This window comes from Streptomyces sp. TLI_105 (genome assembly GCF_900105415.1).
Classification (GTDB): Bacteria; Actinomycetota; Actinomycetes; order Streptomycetales; family Streptomycetaceae; genus Streptomyces.
The window spans coordinates 8,441,689-8,465,327 of sequence record NZ_FNSM01000001.1 but is presented as its reverse complement, the minus strand read 5'-3'; the positions used below and the strand labels follow the sequence as shown (position 1 = coordinate 8,465,327).

General features: G+C 72.0%; 23 protein-coding genes. 11 read left to right on the top strand and 12 right to left on the bottom strand.

What is annotated here, in order from left to right; genetic code table 11:
- The first annotated feature begins 35 nt into the window (after positions 1-35).
- Positions 36-1,826: a histidinol-phosphate aminotransferase family protein gene (locus tag BLW86_RS38650; RefSeq protein WP_093878323.1), complete on the top strand. Its 1,791-nt coding sequence runs from the start codon at positions 36-38 to the stop codon at positions 1,824-1,826.
- Positions 1,823-2,626 carry a phosphatidate cytidylyltransferase gene (locus BLW86_RS38645; protein WP_177181895.1) on the top strand — a complete coding sequence of 268 codons (804 nt, stop codon included), beginning with the start codon at positions 1,823-1,825 and terminating at the stop codon, positions 2,624-2,626. The genes BLW86_RS38650 and BLW86_RS38645 overlap by 4 nt, the downstream gene beginning before the upstream one ends.
- A gap of 1,003 nt (positions 2,627-3,629) precedes the next feature.
- Here the strand turns inward: BLW86_RS38645 and BLW86_RS38635 are convergent.
- A complete protein-coding gene (locus BLW86_RS38635) occupies positions 3,630-4,292 on the bottom strand; it encodes a S8 family peptidase (protein WP_093878321.1) in 663 nt (220 codons plus the stop codon).
- Between the two features lie 232 nt (positions 4,293-4,524).
- Between BLW86_RS38635 and BLW86_RS38630 the strand changes: the two genes are divergently transcribed.
- Genes BLW86_RS38630 through BLW86_RS38620 form a run of 3 tightly spaced genes read left to right on the top strand, consistent with a single transcriptional unit; the run spans position 4,525 to position 7,978 of the window.
- Positions 4,525-5,853, top strand: coding sequence for a uracil-xanthine permease family protein (locus BLW86_RS38630; protein WP_093879106.1), 1,329 nt, complete (start codon positions 4,525-4,527; stop codon positions 5,851-5,853).
- A complete protein-coding gene (locus BLW86_RS38625; RefSeq protein WP_093878320.1) occupies positions 5,850-7,271 on the top strand; it encodes an amidohydrolase family protein in 1,422 nt (473 codons plus the stop codon). Before BLW86_RS38630 ends, BLW86_RS38625 begins: the two co-directional genes overlap by 4 nt.
- A complete protein-coding gene (locus tag BLW86_RS38620; RefSeq protein ID WP_093878319.1) occupies positions 7,268-7,978 on the top strand; it encodes a sulfite exporter TauE/SafE family protein in 711 nt (236 codons plus the stop codon). The genes BLW86_RS38625 and BLW86_RS38620 overlap by 4 nt, the downstream gene beginning before the upstream one ends.
- Before the next feature lie 101 nt (positions 7,979-8,079).
- Here BLW86_RS38620 and BLW86_RS38615 read toward each other — a convergent pair whose 3' ends face one another.
- Positions 8,080-9,138, bottom strand: coding sequence for a LacI family DNA-binding transcriptional regulator (locus tag BLW86_RS38615; protein ID WP_093878318.1), 1,059 nt, complete (start codon positions 9,136-9,138; stop codon positions 8,080-8,082).
- 70 nt (positions 9,139-9,208) lie between these two features.
- Positions 9,209-9,793, bottom strand: a complete 585-nt coding sequence (locus tag BLW86_RS42375) for a GNAT family N-acetyltransferase (RefSeq protein WP_177181894.1) — start codon at positions 9,791-9,793, stop codon at positions 9,209-9,211.
- Between the two features lie 197 nt (positions 9,794-9,990).
- On the opposite strand from BLW86_RS42375, the gene BLW86_RS38600 reads away from it, so the two are divergent.
- On the top strand, positions 9,991-10,809 hold the full coding sequence (locus tag BLW86_RS38600; protein WP_093878316.1) for an SDR family NAD(P)-dependent oxidoreductase: 819 nt from the start codon (positions 9,991-9,993) through the stop codon (positions 10,807-10,809).
- A gap of 7 nt (positions 10,810-10,816) precedes the next feature.
- On the opposite strand, the gene BLW86_RS43675 is transcribed toward BLW86_RS38600, so the two are convergent.
- From BLW86_RS43675 to BLW86_RS42675, 3 genes are all read right to left on the bottom strand, one after another.
- Complete coding sequence (locus BLW86_RS43675; protein ID WP_256341603.1) at positions 10,817-10,942, bottom strand: hypothetical protein; 126 nt, start codon at positions 10,940-10,942, stop codon at positions 10,817-10,819.
- Positions 10,939-11,235: a recombinase family protein gene (locus tag BLW86_RS43670; RefSeq protein WP_256341602.1), complete on the bottom strand. Its 297-nt coding sequence runs from the start codon at positions 11,233-11,235 to the stop codon at positions 10,939-10,941. The genes BLW86_RS43675 and BLW86_RS43670 overlap by 4 nt, the downstream gene beginning before the upstream one ends.
- A gap of 65 nt (positions 11,236-11,300) precedes the next feature.
- On the bottom strand, positions 11,301-11,642 hold the full coding sequence (locus tag BLW86_RS42675) for a DoxX family protein (protein ID WP_093879105.1): 342 nt from the start codon (positions 11,640-11,642) through the stop codon (positions 11,301-11,303).
- A gap of 106 nt (positions 11,643-11,748) precedes the next feature.
- Between BLW86_RS42675 and BLW86_RS38585 the strand changes: the two genes are divergently transcribed.
- Positions 11,749-12,750 (top strand): IS630 family transposase, encoded by a 1,002-nt coding sequence (locus BLW86_RS38585; RefSeq protein ID WP_093878315.1) that lies wholly within the window; start codon positions 11,749-11,751, stop codon positions 12,748-12,750.
- 137 nt (positions 12,751-12,887) lie between these two features.
- On the opposite strand, the gene BLW86_RS38580 is transcribed toward BLW86_RS38585, so the two are convergent.
- A complete protein-coding gene (locus BLW86_RS38580) occupies positions 12,888-13,238 on the bottom strand; it encodes a DoxX family protein (RefSeq protein WP_093878314.1) in 351 nt (116 codons plus the stop codon).
- A gap of 96 nt (positions 13,239-13,334) precedes the next feature.
- Here BLW86_RS38580 and BLW86_RS38575 point away from each other — a divergent pair, with 96 nt between their 5' ends.
- On the top strand, positions 13,335-13,766 hold the full coding sequence (locus BLW86_RS38575; protein ID WP_051787295.1) for a winged helix-turn-helix transcriptional regulator: 432 nt from the start codon (positions 13,335-13,337) through the stop codon (positions 13,764-13,766).
- Positions 13,767-13,957: 191 nt separating this feature from the next.
- On the opposite strand, the gene BLW86_RS38570 is transcribed toward BLW86_RS38575, so the two are convergent.
- Positions 13,958-14,452, bottom strand: a complete 495-nt coding sequence (locus BLW86_RS38570) for a cupin domain-containing protein (RefSeq protein WP_177181892.1) — start codon at positions 14,450-14,452, stop codon at positions 13,958-13,960.
- Positions 14,453-14,533: 81 nt separating this feature from the next.
- Here BLW86_RS38570 and BLW86_RS38565 point away from each other — a divergent pair, with 81 nt between their 5' ends.
- Positions 14,534-15,385 (top strand): LysR family transcriptional regulator, encoded by an 852-nt coding sequence (locus BLW86_RS38565; RefSeq protein ID WP_256341601.1) that lies wholly within the window; start codon positions 14,534-14,536, stop codon positions 15,383-15,385.
- 296 nt (positions 15,386-15,681) lie between these two features.
- On the opposite strand, the gene BLW86_RS38560 is transcribed toward BLW86_RS38565, so the two are convergent.
- Entirely contained in the window at positions 15,682-17,133 is a 1,452-nt protein-coding gene (locus BLW86_RS38560; RefSeq protein ID WP_093878311.1) for an RNB domain-containing ribonuclease, read from the bottom strand.
- 1,175 nt (positions 17,134-18,308) lie between these two features.
- Here BLW86_RS38560 and BLW86_RS38555 point away from each other — a divergent pair.
- On the top strand, positions 18,309-19,220 hold the full coding sequence (locus BLW86_RS38555) for an ADP-ribosylglycohydrolase family protein (protein ID WP_093878310.1): 912 nt from the start codon (positions 18,309-18,311) through the stop codon (positions 19,218-19,220).
- Positions 19,221-19,418: 198 nt separating this feature from the next.
- On the opposite strand, the gene BLW86_RS38550 is transcribed toward BLW86_RS38555, so the two are convergent.
- On the bottom strand, positions 19,419-19,853 hold the full coding sequence (locus tag BLW86_RS38550) for a MarR family winged helix-turn-helix transcriptional regulator (protein WP_256341600.1): 435 nt from the start codon (positions 19,851-19,853) through the stop codon (positions 19,419-19,421).
- A 118-nt stretch (positions 19,854-19,971) separates the two neighbouring features.
- Between BLW86_RS38550 and BLW86_RS38545 the strand changes: the two genes are divergently transcribed.
- Positions 19,972-21,099 carry an NADH:flavin oxidoreductase gene (locus tag BLW86_RS38545; RefSeq protein WP_093878309.1) on the top strand — a complete coding sequence of 376 codons (1,128 nt, stop codon included), beginning with the start codon at positions 19,972-19,974 and terminating at the stop codon, positions 21,097-21,099.
- Positions 21,100-21,529: 430 nt separating this feature from the next.
- Here the strand turns inward: BLW86_RS38545 and BLW86_RS38535 are convergent, their stop codons facing one another.
- Positions 21,530-21,763 carry a hypothetical protein gene (locus tag BLW86_RS38535; RefSeq protein WP_093879103.1) on the bottom strand — a complete coding sequence of 78 codons (234 nt, stop codon included), beginning with the start codon at positions 21,761-21,763 and terminating at the stop codon, positions 21,530-21,532.
- 251 nt (positions 21,764-22,014) lie between these two features.
- The gene (locus tag BLW86_RS38530; protein WP_093878308.1) at positions 22,015-23,472 is read right to left on the bottom strand and encodes an erythromycin esterase family protein; all 1,458 of its coding nucleotides are present in this window, start codon (positions 23,470-23,472) and stop codon (positions 22,015-22,017) included.
- Positions 23,473-23,639: the final 167 nt, after the last annotated feature.

The window sequence follows — 23,639 nt, the reverse complement described above, 5'->3', positions numbered from 1 at the left end:
GGAGCGAATGCCGGATCGCCTCAGGGGAGACGCTCATGGACCACGCCATACAGCTGCGCGCAGCCACGCCCAGTGATCACGACTGGATTCACGAGCTGCGGCATCGGGTGTACGCGGAGGAACTGGGCCAACATCCGGTGCATCCGTCCGGGCGGTTGAGCGACGGGCTCGACGGCGACAACGTGTATCTCGTGGCCGCGCGTGGGGAGACGCGGATCGGTTTCGTCAGTCTCACCCCGCCGTGGGTCGGTCGCTACGCGCTGGACAAGTACCTGACGCGCGAGGAGCTGCCGGTCCTGTCGGAAGAGGCGCCGTTCGAGATCCGCGTCCTGACCGTCGAGGAGCGCTGGCGGTCCACCGTGGCGGCGCCGCTCCTCATGTACGCGGCGCTGCGCTGGGTCGCGGCGCGGGGCGGCCGCCAGGTGGTGGCGATGGGACGCACGGAGCTGCTGGACATGTACCTCGCCGCCGGGTTGCGGCCGGTGGGGCGGCCGGTCCGCTCGGGCGCGGTCTCGTTCGAGGTGCTGAGCGGTTCCGTGGCCGAGCTGACGAGGACGGTCCGGGAGCGTCACGGCCGGACCTTGGAGCGGCTGCGGGTGGGTCTCGACTGGCGGTTGGACGTGGAGTTCGCGCCGCGCGCGGACGGCTGCGAGCACGGCGGTGCCTTCTTCTCCGCGATCGGTACGGACTTCCGGACGCTGGCCCGCCGTCACGAGGTGGTCGCGGCCGATGTGCTGGATGCCTGGTTCCCTCCGTCTCCGGAGGTCCGCGGGGTGTTGTCGGAGGATCCGGGGTGGGCGGCGCGGACCTCGCCGCCGACGGGTGCGGAAGGGTTGCTCGCGGAGATCGCCGGGGTCCGTGGGCTGTCGGTGGAGTCGCTGGTCGTCGGGGCGGGTTCGTCCGATCTGATCTTCCGGGCGTTCGGCCGGTGGTTGACGCCGGAGAGTCGGGTGCTGCTGCTTGATCCGAGCTATGGCGAGTACGCCCATGTCACCGAGCGGGTGATCGGCTGCCAGGTGGACCGGCTCCGGCTGCGCCGGGAGGACGGCTGGCTGCTCGATCCGGCCCGGCTCGCCGCCGCGACCGGGAGCGGTCGGTACGACCTCGTGGTGGTGGTCAATCCGAACAATCCGACCGGCCGCCACGCTTCCGCCGACGCGCTGCGGGCGGTGATCGAGGCCTCTCCCGCGCGGACCCGGTGGTGGATCGACGAGGCGTATCTGGGCTATGTCGATCCTGCGGAGTCGCTGGCCGGGCTCGCTTCGGTCGATGCCCGGGTGGTGGTGTGCACGTCGCTTTCGAAGATGTACGCGCTGTCGGGGATGCGGGCCGCGTATCTGGTGGCCGACCCGGACACGGCCGGGGAGCTGCGCCGCTGGACGCCGCCGTGGCCCGTGAGTCTGCCGGCCCAGCTGGCCGCCGTGACGGCGCTGCGCGACCCGGGGTACTACGCGGAACGCTGGGCGCGTACCGCGGTGCTGCGGCGCGGGCTCGCCGCCGGGCTTTCGGAGCTCGACGGGTTCTTCTCGGTCGACGAGGGCGTGGCGAACTTCCTCACCGTGACCCTGCCGCCGAGCGGACCGAGCGCGGCCCGGCTGGTGCGTGAGTGCCGGCGCCACGACGTCTACCTGCGGGACCTGTCGCCGATGTCCCCGGCGTACGAGGGACGGACCGTCCGCGTCGCCGTCCGCGACACGGCGGAGAACGCGCGGATCGTGGCGGCATGCCGGAGCGCCCTGGACGCGCTGCGCGCGCGGGCGACGGGGGCGGTGGCGACGCCGGTCACGGTCGCGGCGGGTGTGCCGGGCGGCTGGGTCTCCCGGTGACGACGGTCCCCGGTCTCGTGCCGTACCTCGGCGGGGCACTGGCGGTCGGCGGGCTCGCGGTGGCGGCGACCCGGCGGCGTGAGCTGATGGTCCGCTGGTGTGTGTGGGCGCTCGGCGTCCCCGTGGTCACGGGCGCGTTCTGGCTCGGGCCGCCAGGGATCGCAGGGCTCGCAGCCGTGGTCGGGGTGGTCGCGGTGGCGGAGTTCGGCGGGCTGCTGCGGCTGGGCCCGGTGGACCGGGCGGTGCTCGGCGCAGCGGTCGTCGGGCTCGTCCTGACCGCCTGGCTGGCCCCCGGGGAGGTGCTTCGGGTCGCGGCGGTCGGGGCGCTCGCGATCGCGGGGGTGCCCCTGCTGTCGGGCGACGCGGAGCACGGGCTCCGCCGCCTGGGGGCGGGCCTGCTCGGGCTCGTGTGGCTGGGTGCCCTGGCCGGTCTCGTCCCGTCGGGCGCGGTGGGCCTCGTCCTGTTCGTGGCCGTGTCGATCGCCGACATCGTCGCGTACGGGGCCGGTCGCCGTCTCGGCGGCCCCCGGCTCTCCGCGCTGTCACCCGCCAAACGGTGGAGCGGCACGCTGGCCGGGGCGGCGGCCGGTCTCCTGACGCTCGCCGTGCTGTCGTCCCTGACGTGGCAGACGGCGGTGGCCGTGGCGGTCGGCGGGCCGCTCGGGGACCTGCTGGAGTCGATGGTCAAGCGGGGCGCCCGGGTGAAGGACGCCGGTCGTTGGCTTCCCGGCTCCGGTGGGCTGCTGGACCGCATCGACTCCCTCCTCGTCGCCCTGGCGGTGCTGCTGGTACTGGGCTGAGCGTGGTCCCTCTCAAGAGGGGTTCCGGCATGGAGGATTGCCGTCCCAGCCGTCGCCTCGTGCCTGGATGGCGGCATGGTCCGGCGTAAGAACGCGTCGGCGCTGAGCTGCACCGAGTCGTCGAACACCGCCCGGGGCCAGAGGTCTTGCCCTGGAGAACTTGCTGTGCCCGAGCTGTGAAAGCCTGCGGTCCGCCACGTGAGAGACCGTCCTCGACGACCCCCTGCGCGGGCCGCCATCACCCGGTGGAGGGCCGCGCTGTCGTGTGTCCGAGGCCGATCCCGGGCACCCCCCGGGGGGGTGAATTTTTCCTCGCGTACGTGTAGGCGTCTTGTGCGGTGCGCTCCCCACTCGCCATGGCGTCGGGGCTGGTGACAGCGAACAGGATTTTTCGGCGTGCTTCCGGTGCGGTCCGGTGGTCGGACCACCGAGGTTGCGTGGTTGGGGGTGCGTTTCGTGGGGGGTGAGCGGTGTGTGGAGCTGAGGCCTCCTCGTCCTCGTTCTCAGACGGAAGCGTGTGTGGACTTCCGGACGGCCAGGGGATGTTGGTGAGCCCTGTGTCCGCGGGGCACGGTGGCATCTCCTGGCCGCTGCGGAGCGCTGCGCAGCCGCAGGGAGGGAGGAGCCAGGTCAGCTGATGGATTTGATGGTGCCTCAGCCGCCGCTGCCGACCTGGGTGCTCGGGCCGCGGACGGAGCTGCCGCCCTTGGAGAACTTCAGGGTGCCGTCGGCGGCGGTGGCCCACATGTCGGTGATGCCGTCGAGGTTGGCGTCGGCGGCGCCGGCGATCAGGGGCCGGAAGGAGGTGGTGTGTCCGCGGCCGTACTCGGTCCAGCCGCTGAGGGTCTTTCCGTCGGGCTGTCGGAGGTAGATGCGCAGGACGCCGTCGGTGGTGTCTCGGTGGTCGAGCCCACCGTGGTCGCGGAGGGAACGCAGCCGGGAGCGCTGACGGCATCGGTGAAACCGTTGTTGCCGGCGGCGACGACCGTGGCGCGCAGGGTGTCTATGACCGCCGTACGGGGTCGAGGGTGCAGGCCGTGGTCCAGTGGACGGCGCCCAGGCTCGAGTTGGCCGCGACGACACCGGAGCTCTCGGCGCCGACGGGGAAGCACGCTTGAGTCTTCACGCGGCCCGAGAAGAACGGGTGGTTGACGGCGACGCCGGTGTCGAGGATCGCGACCGTAGTGTCGGCGTCCGTCTTCCCGGCGGCGACGGCCTGGTCGCTGCCGATCTTGACGGTGGATTCGTTCAGTGTGGGCGCGGCCGGGACGTCCTCGGTGACGCTGTTGACGCCCGGCCTGGTGTTCAGCTCCTGGAGGTCCGCGTTGTCCACGCGGAGGGTGACCATCGGCAGGGTGTCGTACGAGACGAGGGGCTCGCCCGCATCGACGACGGCGGCACCCAGTGTCTCGACGTCCGGGTGCGCGACACGCTGTCGGTACGGCTGGTCCTGGCACGGCCTGGCGAGCTGATGCGCACAAGAGGTGGCGGGGCTGGAGTTCTTCGCTCGCTCCGTCTCCTGACCGGGCGAGCGGGCGGTGGTCCGGCACCGGGTGCCGGACCACCGCCCGCTCGCCCGGGCCGCGGCCTTCGTGGCGTCGGCGGGTCCGCCGTCCTCGCGCTCGCTTGCCCGTCGGATCTCTTGACGGCCCGGGCGTGCCCTCACATACTAGCGGCCAAATCGATTTGGCCAAATCGATTTGGCTCCCCGTCCGGGGCCGGATCGCGGCTGAACCACGACGTATTCGAACGCCGAACGGAGCTCGAACGTGTCCAGTCCCCGCCCCCGCCCGTCCCTGCCCCCGCCCACGTCCCCCACTCCGCTCCCGAACCCGGCCGCGTCGCCGGACGAGGCGCCGGACACCCCCCTCACCGACGGACCTCCGCGAGCGGCGGCGGTGCACCCCGTCGACGAGCGCCGGCCGCTCGGCCGGATCCTGCTGTTCGGGGTCCAGCACGTGCTCGTGATGGCCGCCACGCCCATCTCCGCGATCTTCCTGATGAGCGCCACCCTGCGGCTCGATGCCCGGCTGACCGTCGATCTGCTGTCCGCGGCCTTCGTGCTGTCCGGCGTGGGTTCGCTCATCCAGTCGCTCGGACCCTGGAAGTTCGGGCCCCGGCTGCCGTTCATGATGCTGCCGGGCGGCGCCCCGCTCGTGCTGTTCCTGGCCATCGCCGGACAGCACGGCCTGCCGACGGCGTGCGGCGCGGTCATCCTCACCGCACTGTTCTCCTTCGTCGTGCTGCCCCTCTTCTCGCGGCTGCTCGCGTTCTTCCCCGGCCTGGTGATCGGCACGATGATCGTCATCGTCGGCGTGAACCTGGTGAAGGTGGGCGCCGTCCTGGTCACCGGCCGCCCCGGTGAGCCGGGCTTCGCCCAGCCGCAGAACCTCCTGCTCGGCATCGCGACGATCGGCTTCACCGTCGCGTTCTACCTGCTGTTCTCCGGTGTCGTGCGCCAACTCGCCGTCATGCTCGGCCTGCTGGCCGGCACCGCGCTCGCCGCCGCGCTCGGCCGCGTCCCCCTCGGCCACGCCGCCGACGGCGGGCTGCTCAGCCTGCCGCACCTGCTGCCCTTCGGCACCCCGCGCTTCGACCTGCTCGCCGCGCTGCCCCTGATGCTCTACAGCCTCGCCTCGATGGCCGAGGCCACCGGCCAGACCGTCATCAACGCACAGGCCGTCGGCAAGGAGATCGACCCGCGCGTCCACGTGCCCAGGACCGTCCGCGGCGACGCCCTCACCTCCCTGTTCGGCGGGTTCTTCGGGTTGCCGCTCATGGTGACCAGCGGCGAGAACATCGGCATCGTCCGGGTCACCGGCGTCCGCAGCCGCTTCGTCACCGCGACCGCCGGCGTCGCCCTCATCGTCATCGGCTTCCTCGCCCCGGTCACCCGGGCGATCAGCGTCATCCCGTCCGCCGTCGTCGGCGGCACCGCGATGGTCGTGTTCGCCGTGATCACCGTGCTCGGCGTCCAGATGCTCGGCCGCTCCGACCTCGACCGGCACACCAGCACCTTCGTCTGCGCCGTCGCCCTCGCCCTCGGCCTGCTGCCGATCCTCGTCCCCGGCGTGTACGGCGGCTTCCCGCCCAACCTCCGCATCCTCCTCGAAAGCGGCGTCGCCGTCGGCGCGTTCGTCGCCGCCGTCCTCAACATCCTCTTCCACCACGTCCGGCCCGGCGTCGCCGCCCGGCTGACCGGCCCCCGCGCGGAAAGCGACCGATGAACCAGCACACCCCCCTGCGAGACCTGCTCGACTCCCCCGGCCCGCTCCTGCTCCTCCCGGACGCCGTCCTCCTGCCCGAAGGCCCCGCCACCGGCCACGCCGTGGTCGTCACCGGCGGCGTCTTCACCGCGGTGGGACCGGCCGGGGAACTGATCGGCCGCCATCCGGACACCGCCCCCGTGCGCCTCCCCGGCCACCTCCTCATGCCCGGCTTCGTCGACGCCCACCACCACCTCACCCAGAGCTTCGGCGCCGCCCTCGCCTTCGGCGAACCGTCGGAGATCTTCCGCCGGGTGTGGGTGCCGCTGGAGGGCGCGCTGGACGAGGAATCGGCCTACGTGGCCGCCAAGTTGGCCGCGCTCGAAGCACTGCGCGGCGGCTTCACCACCGTCACGGACGCCGGGACCCGCGCGAACGTGGACGTGGACGTGATCGCGGCCGCCACCCGTGACGCCGGCCTCCGCTGCGTCCTGGGCCTCGTCTGCAACGACCAGGACGGCGCGGCTCCCACCGGCCCCGGCGTCCTGGAGCGCGCCGAGAAGCACCTCGTACGGTACGAGGGCGATCCCCTGGTCCACCCCTCCCTCGCCGTCTCCATCCCCGAGGCGGCCACCGAGGAGACGTTGCGCCGGACCGCCGCGCTCGCCGCGGCGGCCGGGGCCGTCGTCCAGATCCACGTCAACGAGCATCTGGCCGCCGTCGAGCGGTCCCTCCTGACCCACGGCCTGCGGCCGCTGGAGCACCTGCACGCGATCGGCGCGCTCGGGCCCCAGCTGCTCGCCGCGCACGCCACCCTGCTCACCCCGCGCGAACTCACCCTGCTCGCCACCACCGGGACCGCCGTGAGCTACAACCCCGTGGCCAGCGCGTGGAAGGGCAACGCCGTCGCGCCCGCCACCGCCATGGCCGAACGCGGCATCCGGTTCGGCCTCGGCACCGACGGCACCCGCGGGGACGGCTTCCGACTCGCCGAGGCGGCCGAGTTCGCCCAGCGGATCGCCTACGGGCTCGCCGGCGGGGACTCCTCGTGCGGCGCGGGCTGGACCTGGCTGGAGCACGCCACCCGTGGCGGCGCCGACGCCGTGGGCCTGGGCGCGCGCACCGGCACGATCGCCCCGGGCCTGGCGGCCGACTTCCTCCTCGTCGACGTCGCCACCCCCGAACTCGCGCTCTCCCACGACCTCCCCTGGGAGCTGGTCCGGCGCGGCAACAGGGACCAGATCACGGCCGTGTTCGTCGCGGGACGCCTCAGAATGTGGTGCGGCGGGCCGGTCGGGTGGGACGGGTCGGCACTGGTCCGGCGCGCCGCCGCGCTGGCCGAGGCGACCGTGTCCCGGGCGGCGATCACCCGCGCGCACCCCACGTCCACCCGGGCCCGCGCGGCCGTGGCCGGCCGGGAACGGAGCACGGCGCGATGACCGGTGAGACCCTGACGGTGCTCGCGCTGACCGTGACCGCCGCCGCCTTCGTCCAGGGCAGCAGCGGCCTGGGCTTCGCGCTGATCGTCGCCCCGGTGGCCGGGATCCTCGACCCCGGGCTGCTGCCGGTGTTCGTCCTGGCGTCGATGGTGCCGCTCAACCTGTACGTCGCCTGGCGCGAGCGGGCCTCGCTCGATCTGCGCGGCGCGGGCTGGATCACCGCCGCGCGGCTCGCGGCAACGCCCGCCGGCCTGGCGTTGTTGTGGGTGATCCCGGACCGCCGACTCGGGCTGTACGTGGGCCTCGCGACCGTCCTGGCGGCCGTGGTGAGCCTGGCGGCACCGGCCTTCACACCGGGCAAGGCCGCCTATGTCGGCGCGGGCGCGGTGACCGGCCTGACGGAGACGGCGACGGGCGTCGGCGGGCCGCCGCTGGCGCTGGTCTACCAGCACCGGCCGCCGGCCGAGCTGCGCTCGACCGTGGCGGCCTGCTTCCTCGTCGGCGAAGTCGCCTCGCTGGCGCTGCTGTTCGCGACCGGGCGGGGTGACACGGCGGACCTCGGCCTCGCCCTGGCGCTGGTGCCGGCGATCGGCGTGGGCGCGTGGCTGAGCCGGCTGGTGCACCAGCGGATCGACGCCCGCAGGATGCGCCTGTTCGTGCTGGTCTTCGCGTTGGTGTCGGGCGTGGTGCTCATGGTGGGCGTCTGATCCGGGCCGCCCTCGCGGCTGCCCCCGGCCCCGGCGGCTCGCCCCGGTCCAGCCGTCCCGTCCCCGTCTCGCCGGCCGACAGCCGACGGCCCGGCGGCGGCTCAGCGGCCCGTCGCCGGCGGGGGCGTCCGCAGCGACGACCCGCGCGGGATCACCGTCGGAGGCGGCACCGTCACCACGGCCTCGGCCGGGGTGTCCCCCCGCAACCGCCCGAGCAACAGGTCCACGGCGGCCGCCGCCGCCCGGTCCAGGTGCAGGTCGACGGCGGTCAGCGGCGGCTGCGCGGTGCGGGCGCGCAGACCGTCGTAACGGGTGACGACCATGACGTCGTCGGGAACGGTGCGCCCGCTGTCCCGGACGGCCCGCAGCGCGCCGACGGCGAAGGCGTCGACCAGGGCGCACACCGCGTCGAGGTCGGGGTGCTCGGCGAGCAGGGCGGCGCACCGCTCGTAGCCGGCCTGTTCGCCGCCGGCCTCCGGGGTGCTCGCCACGATCGGCTGCCAGCCGTACTCGGCGGCGAGCCGTTCGTAGGCGGCGCGCGCGTCCACCGAGGAGTGCCGCTCGCCGGAACCGACGAGCAGGGCGGGCCGCCTCGCGCCCTGCTCCCGCAGATGGGTCAGGAGCGCCTCGGCGACGGCCGCGCCGTGCAGGTCGACGTACGGGACGGCCTCGTCCGGCGAGACGGGCCGGCCGAGCGCCACGTACGGCAGGCCCCGCTGCCGCAGCCGGGCCGCGGCGGCGTCGTCCACGTCGGGCTCCACGACGATGGCGCCGTCGATGTCGACCGAGTCCAGGGCGGCGCCCGACTGCACGGGCGGTACGAGCACGAGCGCGTAGTCGTGCAGGAGGGCGCTTTCGGCGGCCGCGGCGGCGACCTCCATGTAGAAGCCGAGCCGGGACGGGCCGCCGGCCACCGCGAAGGGCATCGACGAGGCGAGCGCGATCGCCCGGGCCTCGCCGCGCCGCAGCCGCTGGGCCCGCAGGTTGGGTCGGTAACCCAGCTCGGCCGCCACCTGCTTGATGCGTTCACGGGTCCGGGGGTCGACCTTGCCGAGCCCGTTGAGGGCGTGCGAGACGGTGGTCCGCGAGACCCCCGCCGTACGGGCGACGTCGGCGATCGTCGGCGGTCGCGGGCTGGCTCCGGACCCGGAAGGGGGCATCTGCCGTCGCTCCTCTGGTCGTGCCGCACGGCACGGGTGGGTTGGTGGGTCTTCCTATCTTCGCCGACGCTCAGAGCCGGCGGTGCAGGATGTGCAGGCCGACCGGGCCGCGGCGGGGGTGATCGTACGCCTCCGGCACGGTGCCCAGGACCGTGAAGCCGAGGGACCGCCACAGCCGCAGGGCGGGGTTGGTCTCCACGACGGCGTTGAACACCGTCGCCGTGTAGCCGTCGCGGCGGGCCTCGTCCAGGACGTGTTCGGCCAGGGGGTCGATGCCGCGGTCGGCGTGGGCGGGGTCGACCATGAAGCCGGCGTTGGCCACGCCCCTGGCCGGGCCGCCGTGGTGGGGGCGTACGGAGGCGGAGGCGACGATCGCTCCGGCTGCGCCCGCCCCGGTCCCGGTCGCCGGGCCGGCCCCTGCCGCCGCCCCGGCCCCTGCCGCCGGGCCGGCCTCCGTCGCCGGGTCCGTCTCGACGACGAAGACGCGGGAGCCGGGGGCCGTCCACAGGGCCCGGGCTGCCTGCCCGTCGGTGTCCTGGTCCCAGGCGTACGTCTCGCCCGCGGCGACGATCTCGTGCCAGAAGGGCCAGATGGCCGACCGGTCGCCGGCCACGGCGTCCCGTATCCGCGGCCTGCCGTCCGTGTGGTCACTCATGTCGCTCTCCCCCACCCGTCCGTGATCACCCTCATGATCCGACGTACGGCCCGCCCGGCGCCAGACCGCTCTCGGTCCCGCTCCCCCCGACCGATGCGCCCCGCCGTGTGGTTCGCCGGCCGGCCCGGTCCGGGGGCGGCGCGTGCCTAAGATCACCGGGACGGGACGGCGGACGAGACACGGGAGAGGCGGCGGGCATGGTGGACGAGCGCGTGTACCTGGTGACCGGGGGCGGGACGGGGATCGGGGCCGCGACCGCGCGGTCGCTGGCCCTGGCGGGACACAAGGTGGTGGTGTCCGGGCGCCGCCCCGAGCCGCTGCGGCTGGTCGCCGAGGAGACCGGCGCCCTGCCCGTACCGTCGGACATCGGGGACCCCGCCGCGGTGGTCTCGCTCGTAGAGACGGTGGTCGGCACGTACGGGCGGCTCGACGGTCTGGTGCTCAACGCCGGCATCGGGCGGGGCGGCGGGGTGGGCGAGGTGACCCTGGAGGACTGGGACGAGGTCATGCGGACCAACCTCACCGGTCCGTTCCTGCTGCTGCGCGCCGCGCTCCCGCACCTGCTCGAGGCCCGCGGCGCGGTGGTCGCGGTGGCCTCGGTGTCCGCCCTGCGCAACGGCGTCGGGAACGCCGCCTACGCCACCTCCAAGGCGGCGCTGCTCCAGCTGTGCCGCTCGCTCGCGGTCGACTACGGGGGCGCGGGGCTGCGCGCCAACACCGTGTGCCCGAGCTGGGTGCGCACCGACATGGCGGACCGCCGGATGAACCGGTTCGCCGACGAGGCGGGCCTGGGAGAGGACGGTCTGGAAGCGGCGTACGAGGAGGTGACCCGGGTCCTGCCCGCCGGGCGGCCCGGTGAGCCGCAGGAGGTCGCGGAGGCGGTCGCCTGGCTGCTGTCGCCCGCCGCCTCGTTCGTGAACGGTGCGGTGCTCACCGTCGACGGCGGCGCGACCGCGCTCGACCCGGGCACCCTCGGCTTCGAGTTCCGCCTGGAGCCGCGCACCCCGCGGGCCTGACCGACGGTCACAGCCGGGGGGGTGGCCGGTCGGCGTCCGCCCTTGCGGCCTTGGCCTCGGCGGCCCGCAGTCCGTCGTAGGTCAGCTCGCGCTGAAGTTCGCCAGCGGCAAGGGTCCGCACCGTGGACTTCACGATGGACAGCAGCTCTCCGATGCGCGGGCAGCGGACGGTAGGTCCATGGCGGAGAGCCGCGCCGTCATGGATGCACGGGGCGACGCGTCGCGGTGAAGGACGTCGAGCACGTCGAGGATGTGCCCGGTGCCGCGCACGAGGCGGAACATCTTGGAAATGGGCTCGGTGTCGCCCGGCCGCGCGTGCGTCATCAGTTCGCCGAACTTCGGGCGCTGGAGCGGGTGGAGGCCGCTGGAGGTGTCGGCCTCCTCGAAGCCGAGCAGCGCGTGAAGGGCGGCGTGTTCGATGTTCATGAGAAATGACAGCTGTGGGGCGGCCGGCCCTGTAGTCGCATCCCCCGGTCGAGGACTGTGCTCGATCACGGCCGGGTGGCCAGCCAGATGGTCACCGCCGCGGTGACGGTGAGCCCGGCGTTGAGTGCGATCCGGCGGTCTTCGCCCCTCAGGTGGACGGCGATCGCGCCGGTCTGCAGGAGTACGAAGCCGATGGCCGCGGCCGGCGCCAGCGAGGGGGCGATGCCGGTCAGCGGCGGCAGGATCAGGCCGATGGCGCCGAGTATTTCGACCGCCCCCAGCGCCCTGAGGGCAGGCAAGGGTATGTGGTCGACCCAGGCCATCATCGGTCGGAGCTGATCACGGCTGCAGATCACCTTCAACGCGCCTGCGTAGAAGTAGAAGAGCGCGAGCAGTCCCGCGACGATCCCATATTGATCCGAAACGGTTTGGGTTCTGGGTCGTTGGTGGGGTGTGAGCGATCTGGTGGGGGACGCGCGGCATCTGTCACCGTCGGCGCAAGAGGCCCTGCGGTTGAGGGCGGTGGCCGCGTTGGTGGCGGGCCGGGACCGTGCGGACGTGGCGGCAGTCTTCGGCGTGTCGCTGAAGGCCGTCGACATCTGGTGGTCGAAGTGGCGGGCCGGCGGGCGAGAGGCGCTGGTCATGCAGCCGCGGGGCAAGCCGGTCGGGGTGCACCAGGTACTCGGGGAGGCCGAGCAGGCCGCCGTGCGTCAGGCGGTTCTCGACCATCGCCCGTGCGACGTGGGCCTGGGCGGGCAACTGTGGACGCGGCGGCTGGTGGGCGAGCTGATCGCGAAGCTGTACCGGGTGAGGCTGACCGAGGTGGGGGTGGGCAAGTACCTGAAGCGGTGGGGCCTGTCCTTCCAGCGCCCGGACAAACGGGCTGTGGAACAGGACCCGGAGGCCGTGCGCCGCTGGCACGAGGAGACCTGGCCGGCGATCAGGGCGAAGGTGAGGAGGGACGGCGGCGAGATTCTGTTCGCCGACCAGGTCGGCATCCGCTCGGGCCAGGTCACCGGCCGCACCTGGGGTGAGAAGGGGAAGACGCCCGTCGTACGGCGGAGCGGGAACCGGTTCTCCGTGAACGCGATGTCGGCGATCAGCACCAGGGGCCGGATGCACTTCATGGTCTTCACCGAGAGTTTCACCGCCGAGGTGATGTGTCGCTTCCTGGACCGGCTGGCCGGCCACTTCGACCACAAGGTCCACCTCGTCGTCGACGGGCACTCCGCCCACCGGTCCAAGAAGGTCCGCGACTGGCTCGCCGCCCACCCCGACGACGTCGAGCTGCACTTCCTCCCCGCCTACTCACCCGAGCTGAACCCCGACGAGCTGGTCAACGCCGACCTCAAGCACAGCCTGCCCCGGCAGCACCGAGCCCGCGATCAAGCCGAACTCGCCGCCGAAACCCGCCGCTTCTTCCGCCGGCGCCAGCGCCAGCTGCACATAGTCCGCGGCTACTTCGGCGGCCCACACGTCCGCTACGTCCTGGACGAGGCCCCCGTGAGTTTCTGATCAATACGCTGTGGCCCACGGCCACCGGCTGATCTTCGTTTGTCGACACAACTCACGATGATCAACGGTGGCCGTCCTCATCGGAGACCGACCTCACTCGGCACGATCAAGGCGGGCGTCAGACCGGCTGTCCGCTGTCAGAGGGTGGCAGCACGCAATGTGATCAGGGCGACGGAGGCCATGGTGAGGACCACCGCCGGAGACGCGCCCTTGCGGTCGCCGACGCGCAGGTGAAAGGCGACCGCCCCAGCGAAATAGAGCGCCAGGCCGATCGCGGCGGCGATTCCGACGGGTCCCCACCAGAGCCCGGCGATCACACCGGCCGCGCCCGCGATCTGAGCGCCGATCAGGAAAGCCATCATGCCCTGCGGCACTCCGAGGGTGGACATCTGCTCGGTGATGTGCCGCGTCCGCAGAGACTTGGCCCCGGCCGATACCAGGAGAAGCGCCGACATGAACACGGTGACGACGGCAAGGGAGACGAACATGCCTGAAACCTCAATCGTGCGAGATGCGAGTAAGGGGGCGTGCGCACCTTGACGACGATAGGCGGCCGTCAGGTACCTCTAGGTAACCTTCGGGGCATGAGCCTGCGACCCGGAATTGCCTTCCTCGCCGACTGTCCCGCTCTCCTGGCCATGGAGATCATCGCCAGCAAGTGGTCCATGGTCACGCTCTTCGCGCTGACCGACGGCCCGTTGCGCCACGGCGAGCTGGTCGAGCTGAGCGGTGGCATTTCGCGCAAGGTACTGACCCAGACGTTGCGCCGGCTCCAGGCCAATGGGCTCGTCGAGCGGCACGCGTACGCCGAGGCGCCGCCGCGCGTGGAGTACAGCCTGACCGATCTCGGGCGAACCCTGGAGGAGCCCATCAGGATGCTCACCGCATGGGCGCGGGAGAACGGCGAGGCGGTCGTCACCTTCCGGGAAGCAGCCCAGGCGGCCAGGACCATCGAGGCGGATCAGGCGACCTTGGTGAAGACTCCTCATGTCGATGAGAACCCGAGCCGTTTCTGATCAATAGGCGATGTTCATGGTTCCCGTTCATGGGCCACCGGTTCACGGGGCCCCGTCGATTGCGTCGCTTGCCGGAAGAGCGCCGGTGAAGGCCCGGTCCGTCGTCCGAGGGGCCCGGGCGCCGAAAGGCGGCAGCGCCACCGCCCCGCCGGTCGAAAGGAGGGTGGCCGGGACGGGCTGTTCCGTCGGCTTCAGGCGAGGCCGGTGGCGGGCTCGGTCGCGTAGCGGCTCATCGCGTCGATGTTGGCCTGTGGAGTCAGCGGTCGGCCGCCGGCGAGCACCTCCTGGAGTTCCCGGAAGTACTGCACGTACAGGTCGGGGGTGAACGTGCTGAGCATGACGGCGGGTTGGTCGGTCAGGTTGGCGAAGGTGTGCGGGGTACCGGGCGGAACCATCACGAGCGTGCCCGTGGCGGCGTCGTAGTCCTCGTCCCCGACGGTGAACCGCACGGTGCCGGAGAGGACGTAGAAGCCCTCGTCGTGTCGGGCGTGACGGTGCTGCGGCGGTCCCTGGGTGTGCGGGGCGAGGACGGACTCGGCGATCGCGAGGCGGTGCCCGGTGTGGCTGCCGTCCTCCAGTACGCGCATGTGGGTGGTGCCCAGAACGATCGTCTCGCCATCGCCGGGACCCACCACCGATACGACGGGGGTGGTCTGCGGCTCGCTGGTCTTCGCTTCTTCGGTCATGCTCACCAGTGCACCGCCGGGGCCCTGCCGGTGTCCAAGACCCATCCCGCGGCGCCGATACCTCGTGGGTATGGTTGCAGCGTGGAGCTACGGACCTTGCGCTACTTCGTGGCGGTCGCCGAGGAACTCCACTTCGGCCGGGCCGCCACCCGACTGCACATGAGCCAGCCTCCGCTGAGTCGGGCGATCAAGCAGTTGGAGGCCGATGTCGGGGCCCTGCTGTTCGCCCGCTCGCCCAGGGGGGTCATCCTCACTCCGGTGGGCTCGGTGCTGCTCGACGAGGCGCGGGCCCTGCTCGACCATGCCGACCGCGTCCGGGTGCGCATGAGCACGGCGGCCGGCGTCGCGACCCTCACCATCGGGATCCTGGGCGACGGCACCGACCCGGGAGTGGCCAGGCTGGCCGCCGCCTACCGCCGGAGCCGCCCCGGCATCGACATCCGCATCCGCGACACCGATCTGACCGACCCGACCTGCGGGCTGCGCGCCGGACTGGTCGACGTCGCGCTGACTCGGGCGCCGTTCGACGAGACCGCCCTGACGGTGCGCGCACTGCGGACCGATCCGGTCGGCGTGGTCCTGCGCGCCGACGATCCGCTGGCCCGCCGCGACGGGCTGCGACTGGCCGAGCTGAGCGACCGTCGCTGGTTCCAGTTCCCCCCGGGCACCGACCCCATCTGGCAGTGGTACTGGAACGGTGGCAGGCCGCGCGAGGGCCCGGTGGTGCGCGCCGTCCAGGAATGCCTGCAGGCCGTGCTGTGGAACGGGACGGTCGGCCTGGCCCCGCTCGGACACGACCTGCCCGCGGAGCTGGCCATGGTCCCGCTGACCGACATGCCGCCGAGCCGAGTGGTGGCGGTGTGGAACGAGGGTGACACCAACCCGTTGATTCGATCCTTCATCGAGATCGCGACAGCCGCGTACCGTCAGTGAGGACCGGCAACCGGTGCTGCCGCAGCCCGTGAACAATTCAAACGCTGCGCCCCAGAGACCGCCCCCCGAAGTGGCGAACGGCTGCTGTTCCCTCTCGCGTACGGAGCCACTCGGCGGACGAGAGTTCGCCGGGGCTGTCCAGTCCACTTCGAGAAGGGGCTGAGCGGTGTTCCCGCCCCAGCGGGCGGCACCGGCGAGGCGACCGGATCCGGCTCCCACGCCGACGGCCCGCGCGGCCCGCCTCGCGTCGGTGCGAGTGGCGCGGGCGGCCCCGGCCCGCCAGAGGCGACGGGCCGCTACACCGTGTTGAAGAGGATCTTGTGATTGCCGGAGAAGAGGGGGTCTGCCCGCGTGAGTTTGGCCTGGACGCTCGTGCCCAGGCCGAGCTTGGCACCAGACGTGATCTTGCCCATCACGGCGGGTTCCGCCAGGTGCACCGTGCCCACCTTCGGGTTGCCGTCCTCCGCGTCGGTGTTGATGACCGTGCCGCTGAAAACCTCGCCCACCCGGTCCTTGAGCAGGGCGGCCTCCGCCAGGTCCACCACGCGCCGGTCCGCCACCTTCCCCTTCCCCCGCGCCATGTCGCACGGCAGGCAGTACAGGGCGTCGAGCACCCAGGTCGGCGGTGCCTGGTCGGCGCACGCGGCCACGCACAGCTCACCGGCGTACCGGTCGATCAGGCGCCGCAGCGGGGCCGTGCAGTAGGTGTACGGGGCCGCGATCGCCGCGTGGCGCGTGTACTTCGGGATGTGGTGATCGCGGAAGGTGGTGTACTCCGCCTTGAGCAACATGGCGGTTGCCTCGCTGAGGAACGCCATGTGCTTCTGGTCGCCCGGATCGAGGGAGTTGACCAGCGCGGCGTACAAGACGCCGGGCTTCCAGTCGATGCCCAGCAGCTTTGCGGTGTCGTGCACGCGCCGGATGACGTCCTGGTCGTCCTGCTCCTTCTGGGTGCGCAGGATCCCGGTGCCGCTGTCCAGCATGATCCGGGCGGCGGCCATTCCGGTCATGAGGGAGATCTGCTCGTTCCAGCCCTCCACGGGCAGTGTCGCCACGTAGCTCAGCCGGAACGATCCGTCCTCCAGGGTGACCTCCTGGTCCGGCAGGTTCACCGAGACCCCGCCGCGCGCGGCCTCGACAGCTTCCCTCAGCTTGCCGATCTCGCGCAGCAGGGCGACGGACTCCTCGGCAGTACCGGCCTCGATGTCATGTTGGACCCCCGCGTAGTTGAGCTTGGCCTGGCTGCAGACCTTGGCTCGGCTCACGGTCGAGTCGGTCACGTTGCCGTCGGCGTCGAGGTCGTGCTGCCACAGCAGGGCGGGGACGACCTGGCCCGGGAGCAGGCTGGCGGGTCCCTCGGAGATCGAGGGCGGGTACAGGGGCACCTTGAGGTCGGGGAAGTACAGCGTCTCGATCCGGTCGTGGGCCTCGGCGTCCAGCGGGCTGCCGGGCTTGACGAAGGCCGCCACGTCGGCGATGGCGTAGTGCACGCGGTACCCGCCGCCGGGCCGCCGCTCCAGGTACATGGCCTGGTCGAGGTCCTTCGAGGTCGGCGGGTCGATCGTGAACAACGGCAGGTGGGTGGCGTCCTTGTCGGGCAGCCGGAGCGCGGCTTTGGCGTCCTCCGCCGCTTCGAGCACGTGGGCGGGAAATTCCGTAGGGGCTTTCAGCTCTGCCCGGAGCTGCTGCAGTGCCTTGAGCAGGGCGTCCTGGGCCTCGCTGGACATGTGCATCTGGCGGCGTCGCATGTCTCGAGCGTAGGGCGGCGACCGCAAAGCGGCGCAGCGAGCGAGTCCAGGCGGGGGAAAGGAGCAGCCATCCGAGGGAGCCGTCCGCGCAGGCCCGGGAAGCAGTGCGTCTGGGCCTCGCGCTCGCCGTACGGGACGACCAGCGGTCATGGGCCTTCCACCGCCGTCCATCCAGCGGGATGACATGCCTGACGAGGGTGCCGTGGGTGTGCGGGCGCCGCGCGACGAAGTCGCCCTGTCCGGGGTCGCGATAGGAGCCCGCCCGAATCAACCACGTGCTGAACCAGGGTTCGCCGCCGCACTCGGCACCGCCACCATCGGCACCGCGAACCTCACGGCGGCCGGTGGTCAGCCCCCTTGTAGGAGTCCTGCGCCATGTGGAGTCCCGGCAGCATCGGCGCCGTCTGGGGGACGCCGGACGCCGTCGGCATGACAAGGATGACTTCGTGTTCGAGCCACCGGGTCGGCATGCGGTCACCCCAGGGGAACAGGCCCCGTGCGCCGAACGCGTAGGCGTGCTCCCATTCATCGGGGGTGGGCAGAGGCCGTCCGGTCCGTACCGGCTCGTCGGTGATCGTGTCGTAGGCGGTAGGGGCCGTGAGCCACGCCCCCGTGGGTCTTCCGTGTCGGCGTACTCGGGGAACGGGGTCGACGCTCGATGGCTCCCGAGACAGGACAGAATCTCTTCGTCGGCCGGTGTCCAGGATTCGGAGTCGAAGCCAAGCAGGACGTTGTCCGCCGGGGACGAGCGCGAACGGTCTTCCGGCGGCCTCGACGATCGCGTTGACCGACGACCGACAGCCGAGACCTCGACAAGTCCTCGATCAACGGAAGCCCTCCAAGTTCGTAGAAGAAGAACAGGTCGCCCCCCCCATCGGACCGCCGACCAGCTCGACATATGTGCGGCCCGGCCCCGGGCCGGGGTACGAGCCGGGGTCGCCGCCGGCACAGGCACCGTGCGTCTCCGTGTCGAGGGCGCACAGCACGACGACACCACTCACCACGCCCAGGTAGTGACACTCCCGGTCAAGAGGCAAGGCCACAGTCCAGTCGCTCCAGTCGTCGGCGACGGTGGGGTACCTACTGACGGGCCCCTCCTTGCCGGACGCGGAGCACGTCCATGCCGTGCCGAAATCGGAGTGCCGGGGACGCAGTTGCCTTGTGATACTGATCCGATGATCAATCCTCCGACCGCTGCCCTGGACTCGCTGTCCGGGCTCGCCTTCGGCGATGCCTTCGGCGACTGCTGGTTCGGCATCCTGCGCCGTGAAGGCACCACAGCCCTGGAAGCACGGACCCTGCCCCCAGGGCCACTGTGGCGTTGGAGCGACGACACCGCCCAGGCAGTCGTCCTCGTCCGGGAACTCATCCAGGGCAGCGGTGACGTCGACCAGGACCGCCTCGCCCGGCGACTCGCCGAGGCCTACGCCGACGACACGCACCGCGGCTACGGAGCCTCCATGCACGACGTGCTCCGCCGGCTCGGCGCGGGCGAGCCCTGGCAGGAGGTGGTCGCCGGACAGTTCGGCGGCCAAGGCTCCTGGGGCAACGGCGCGGCCATGCGCGTCGCCCCGCTCGGCGCCTGGCACTCCGCCGACCTCGACGCCGTCACCGAGCAGGCCGCCCGCCAGAGCGCGGTGTCGCATCACCACCCGGAAGCGGTCGCCGCGGCGGTGGCCGTAGCCCTCGCCGCGGCGCTGGCAACCCGCAGCCGCGGCGGGCCCGCGCCGGCACGCCCGGACTTCCTCCACGCCGTCGCCGCACGGCTCCCCGACAGCGACGTCCGATCGGGACTGCGGATCGCGGCCCGGATGCCGGCACACACCTCGGTCCAGCACGCGGCGAACGTCCTGGGATCCGGCTACCGGATGTCCGGACCCGACACCGCCCCCTACGCCCTGTGGTGCGCGGCAGGACACCTCGACGACCTCCACGAAGGCCTGTGGACCACCGTCGCCGGGCGCGGCGACATCGACACCACCTGCGCCATCGCGGGCGGGGTCATCGCCGCTCGCACGGGCACCACCGCACTCCCGCCCGCCTGGCACGCCACCAGCGAACCACTGCCCCCACTCGCATCGCAGTAGGAACCCATGAGGACCCACGCGTCCATCAGAACAGGAGGCACGGCTCGAAACGGCAGCCGCGACGCCCCCGCAGGGGCGGGGAGCAGCCGACCCTCTCGGGGATGGCTGTGGGCGTGAAGGGCCCGCCCCCGCGCAGGCGGGGACGTGGCCGCGAACAGGGCTTCGGAGGCGTCGTCGAGGAAACGCAGGGTGGCGGGGTCAGGTGGCGGGCCGGAAGACGAAGACCCGTTCCAGCAGGGTGTACAGGCAGTCCCGGTCCTGGTCGTCGAGCCTGTCCAGGCCTTCCCGCGTGGTGCGCATCTTCGCGCGGATCGCGTCGGTGACGCGCTCGCCCTCGGCTGTGAGGATGACGTTCTTGACGCGCCGGTCGGAGGCGTCGGCCTCGCGGCGCACCAGGCCGCGCTGCTCCAGCCGGTCGATGATCCCGGTCATGTTGGAGGCGTCGCAGGCCATGGTCTCGGCCAGGGCGCGCATCGCGGCGGGTCCCCGGCGCAGCACGGTCAGGGCCTTGCCCTGGCTCGCCGTGAGGTTCTCACTCGCCGCCGCGACGGTGAAATCGCCGTAGTAGACGCCGAGCGACACGGAGAGCAGCTCCATGAGCCGGGCCGTGTCGACGCGGGGGCCTTCTGTCATGAGGGCCACTCTACCCGGAAGTACTTGACCATCTCAAGCATCTACCTCTACCGTCTCCCCATTGCATGAAGTTCTCAAGCATCAAGGTTGTCAAGTAGTAGCCATGAGGAGCGTCTCTGTGACCGTCACCGCGTCCCCCACCTCCCGCGCGGCCGAGATCCTGTCCCGGCCCGTCACGCTGAACGGCCTGACCGTCCCGAACCGCATCGCGATGGCGCCCATGACGCGCATGTTCTCCCCCGGCGGAGTCCCCGGCGAGGACGTGCGGTCGTACTACGCCCGCCGCGCCGCCGCCGGCGTGGGCCTGATCGTCACCGAGGGGACCTACGTCGGCCACGAGTCGGCGGGGCAGAGCGACCGTGTGCCGCGGTTCCACGGCGAGGAGCAGCTGGCGGGATGGGCGAAGGTCGCGGAGGCCGTGCACACGGCGGGCGGCACGATCGTGCCGCAGCTGTGGCACATCGGCATGGTGCGCAAGCAGGGTCAGGCACCCTACGCCGACGCCCCGGCCATGGGCCCCTCCGGCATCCGCCCCGACGGCACCGAGGGCACTGGCAAGGCCATGACCCAGAAGGACCTGGACGACGTCATCGGCGCCTTCGCCGAGGCCGCCGCGGCCGCCGAGCGCATCGGCTTCGACGGCGTCGAACTGCACGGCGCCCACGGCTACCTCATCGACCAGTTCCTGTGGGCGGGGACGAACCGCCGTACCGACGCGTACGGCGGCGACGCCGTGGCCCGTACGAAGTTCGCGGCCGAGATCGTGGCCGCGGTCCGCGAGACCGTCTCGCCCGACTTCCCGGTGATCTTCCGCTTCTCGCAGTGGAAGCAGGACGCCTACGACGCGCGGCTCGCCGAGACCCCGGAGGAGCTGGAGGCGATCCTGACCCCGCTCGCAGCGGCCGGCGTCGACGTATTCCACGCTTCCACCCGCCGCCACTGGATATCCGAGTTCGAAGGCTCGGACCTGAACCTGGCAGGCTGGACCAAGAAGCTCACCGGCAAGCCCACCATCACCGTCGGCTCGGTCGGCCTCGACGGTGACTTCATCCACGCCTTCGCGGGCGAGGGCGCTCCGGTTCAGGGCATCGACGACCTCCTCGACCGTCTGGAGCGCGACGAGTTCGACATGGTCGCCGTCGGCCGCGCGCTGCTCCAGGACCCGGAGTGGGCGGCGAAGGTCCTGGCGGGGCGGACCGACGAGCTCAAGCCGTACGACGCGGCTGCGGTGAAGACGCTGAGCTAGCCTCGAAGTCTCGAAACGGTTCGCCGACTCCGCCGGCGAACCGTTTCGCGTTCTGGCCGGGTGGCGGGCCAGGCCGTGGCCCGACCGACCTGACGGCCGTGGGAGCAGCTCGCAACCATCATCTGCGCCGCCAACCGGCTTCACGGTCTGCCGGCGCAGATCCATTCCTCGCTGGAGGGATCCTGGGGCCGTGGTTGCAGCACCCGCCGGTCCTGGCCCTGCTGGAGCGGTTCGGACCCCCGGCCCAGATACGCAAGGCCGACCGACGCCGCCCCGGACGAACAGATCGTCACCATCCCGGGCACCGAGGCAGCCGCCCTGCTCTGCCTCGCCCGACGCCGGGCTGACGTCCTCTTCGCGATACTCCGCGACGAAACCTTCCACGAACCCCAACCCACCACGGCCAAGGGGAGCAGTTCAGACCGCTCGGTCAGTCCTCCGGCCGAAGCCGCTGACGCGCGGCCTCAAGCCGCTGGTCATAGTCAGGCGCGAACAGGTCGGGAAGCGTCTTGTCGAGCGTCCCGGCGATCCGATGGATCGGCGCCCAGACCGCCGGATCGTCGACAACCCGGCTGAGGTCCGTCATCTGCAGCTTCTCCAGCCAGTGCGACAGCACCAGCGCCTCGTCACTCGTGAGCTTGATCGTGACCTGGTCATCACTCATGCACACCCCCTACGACTCGGCCCCGCCCTCGACCACACGAACCTACTGGTCCTCGACCTTGACCACACACTTGGCCACACATAGAGGCACCCCCGGCCGGCGCCTTCCCGGGATCCACGTACTCGGCCGTGGTGGCGAAACTCGGCTGCCGGCCACCGGACGGGCAGGCCCTGTACGCCCGCGGGATGCTTCCAGGGCCGGAGGTGAGCCGCCTCGGGCGGGGAAGCCGCCGGGGTTCGAGTCCGGGGCGGTCAGCCGGCCGGCTCGTACGGCGGCGGTGCGAGCTTGTCGGCCGCGCGGACCCGGTGGAGGTGGATGAGGATGTCGTAGGCCCGGCCGAGGGCCAGGGTGGGCAGGGGGTCCGGGGTGAAGGTCGAGCCGGCGTCGTAGACCGGGCGGGCGCGGTCGAGCCAGGCGCGGGCCGCGGCGGGCGCGGTCCGCAGGTCGAGGTAGAAGTCCCGGTACCGGACCCGGTCCAGGGTGTGCTCGTTCATCCCCGCGCGCGCGGCCGGGACGGTGAGCGGATTCCAGTCCCCCTCGAGGGAGGTGTCCTTGGTGAGGAAGGAGCCGGCGGCGAAGCTGAAGCCGATCGCGACGTAGTCGCGGCCCAGACGCCCGCGCAGCACCGCGCCCTGGGTCCGCGGGTAGGTGTCCGGATGGGTGGAGAGGTATCCGATGTGGCCGTTGTGCGCCGACAGCAGCATCCTGTGGCCGGTGTGGCGATGCCACCACAGCACGTTGTCGGCCATGGCCTGGTCGCGCAGGCGCTCGGCGGCGGTGACCGAGGCCGGGTCGGCGAGGTCGACGGTGGCGAAGGCGAATGTCTGCGCGATGTTCCGGGCGTGCTGCACGGTCCACGCGTAGTCGTCGCCGCCGTCCTCCTGGTGGTCGGCGACCAGGTCGAGTGCCTCTTGGGCGCGTGCGGCGTTCCCCTGACGTTCGGTGACCGGCTTGCGCAGGTAGGCGAACATGTCCTCGAAGGGACGCAACGCGGTGTACAGCTCGGTGAGCCGGGGCAGCGCCTCCGGCCGGGTCTGGCGGACGGACGACAGCACGCGCTCGAAGATGGGGTCGCCGAGCTTCGGCGCTCCGAGGTCGTCCCCCATGAAGTGGACCCGGTGGTCGGGATGGCGGCGGTTGTGCTCGCGCATCCAGCCGATCAGGCTGACGAACTCCTCGCGCTCCCAGGGGGATCCGGCCAGCGTCGCCTCCGCGATCTGCCGCGGGTCGCCGGGACCGCCCTGGAGGTACTCGTCGATCCTGAGCCCTGCCGACCAGCTCATCTCCAGGGCGAAGGTGGTGAAGCCGCGCTCCTCGACGAGGTGCCGGAAAGTGCGTTCCTTCATGGCGAAGAACTCGTGCGAACCGTGCGTGGCCTCGCCCAGCCCCACCACCTTCGCGTCCCCGACCATACTGCTCAGCGCCCGGAGGTCTGCGGTCCGACCGCCGGGGTCCGTGGCGCGCAGCGGGTGTGCGACCCGTTCCAGGGACCGTACGACGGCCGCGTCTTGGCCTGCTGCCACAAGGTCGGCCGGGACGGCTGATGCGGCGAGTGGGTCGGTCGAGACGGCTGATGCGTCGGGTGCGGTCGGGACCGCTTGTACGACCGGTGCCGCGGAAGCCACCGCGGTGGCCAGCGTCGTGGCGGCGACCACTCCCGTGAGCGCGAGCACTCCTCGCCGGCCGGTCCTCTTCCTGTACCCGTACATGCTGATCGCTCCTTGCGTGCGGCGGCTTTCTGCGCCGATGAAGTGATCTTCGTGCGCTGAGGGGCGGACCGCGCTGGGGTGGTCCACCGGCTTCCTCCAGAGGTCACCCCTGGTACGGGTCGGGGGTTAACCCCCGACGCCCGGCTGAGGAACGCGAGGGGGATACC

Excerpts from the sequence above, each read along its gene's own strand:
- BLW86_RS38650 (WP_093878323.1), top strand. The coding sequence starts at position 36 with ATGGACCACGCCATACAGCTGCGCGCAGCCACGCCCAGTGATCACGAC.
- BLW86_RS38625 (WP_093878320.1), top strand. The coding sequence starts at position 5,850 with ATGAACCAGCACACCCCCCTGCGAGACCTGCTCGACTCCCCCGGCCCG.
- BLW86_RS38620 (WP_093878319.1), top strand. The coding sequence starts at position 7,268 with ATGACCGGTGAGACCCTGACGGTGCTCGCGCTGACCGTGACCGCCGCC.
- BLW86_RS38615 (WP_093878318.1), bottom strand. The coding sequence starts at position 9,138 with ATGCCCCCTTCCGGGTCCGGAGCCAGCCCGCGACCGCCGACGATCGCC.
- BLW86_RS42375 (WP_177181894.1), bottom strand. The coding sequence starts at position 9,793 with ATGAGTGACCACACGGACGGCAGGCCGCGGATACGGGACGCCGTGGCC.
- BLW86_RS38600 (WP_093878316.1), top strand. The coding sequence starts at position 9,991 with ATGGTGGACGAGCGCGTGTACCTGGTGACCGGGGGCGGGACGGGGATC.
- BLW86_RS43670 (WP_256341602.1), bottom strand. The coding sequence starts at position 11,235 with ATGAACATCGAACACGCCGCCCTTCACGCGCTGCTCGGCTTCGAGGAG.
- BLW86_RS38580 (WP_093878314.1), bottom strand. The coding sequence starts at position 13,238 with ATGTTCGTCTCCCTTGCCGTCGTCACCGTGTTCATGTCGGCGCTTCTC.
- BLW86_RS38575 (WP_051787295.1), top strand. The coding sequence starts at position 13,335 with ATGAGCCTGCGACCCGGAATTGCCTTCCTCGCCGACTGTCCCGCTCTC.
- BLW86_RS38570 (WP_177181892.1), bottom strand. The coding sequence starts at position 14,452 with ATGACCGAAGAAGCGAAGACCAGCGAGCCGCAGACCACCCCCGTCGTA.
- BLW86_RS38560 (WP_093878311.1), bottom strand. The coding sequence starts at position 17,133 with ATGCGACGCCGCCAGATGCACATGTCCAGCGAGGCCCAGGACGCCCTG.
- BLW86_RS38555 (WP_093878310.1), top strand. The coding sequence starts at position 18,309 with ATGATCAATCCTCCGACCGCTGCCCTGGACTCGCTGTCCGGGCTCGCC.
- BLW86_RS38550 (WP_256341600.1), bottom strand. The coding sequence starts at position 19,853 with ATGACAGAAGGCCCCCGCGTCGACACGGCCCGGCTCATGGAGCTGCTC.
- BLW86_RS38535 (WP_093879103.1), bottom strand. The coding sequence starts at position 21,763 with ATGAGTGATGACCAGGTCACGATCAAGCTCACGAGTGACGAGGCGCTG.
- BLW86_RS38530 (WP_093878308.1), bottom strand. The coding sequence starts at position 23,472 with ATGTACGGGTACAGGAAGAGGACCGGCCGGCGAGGAGTGCTCGCGCTC.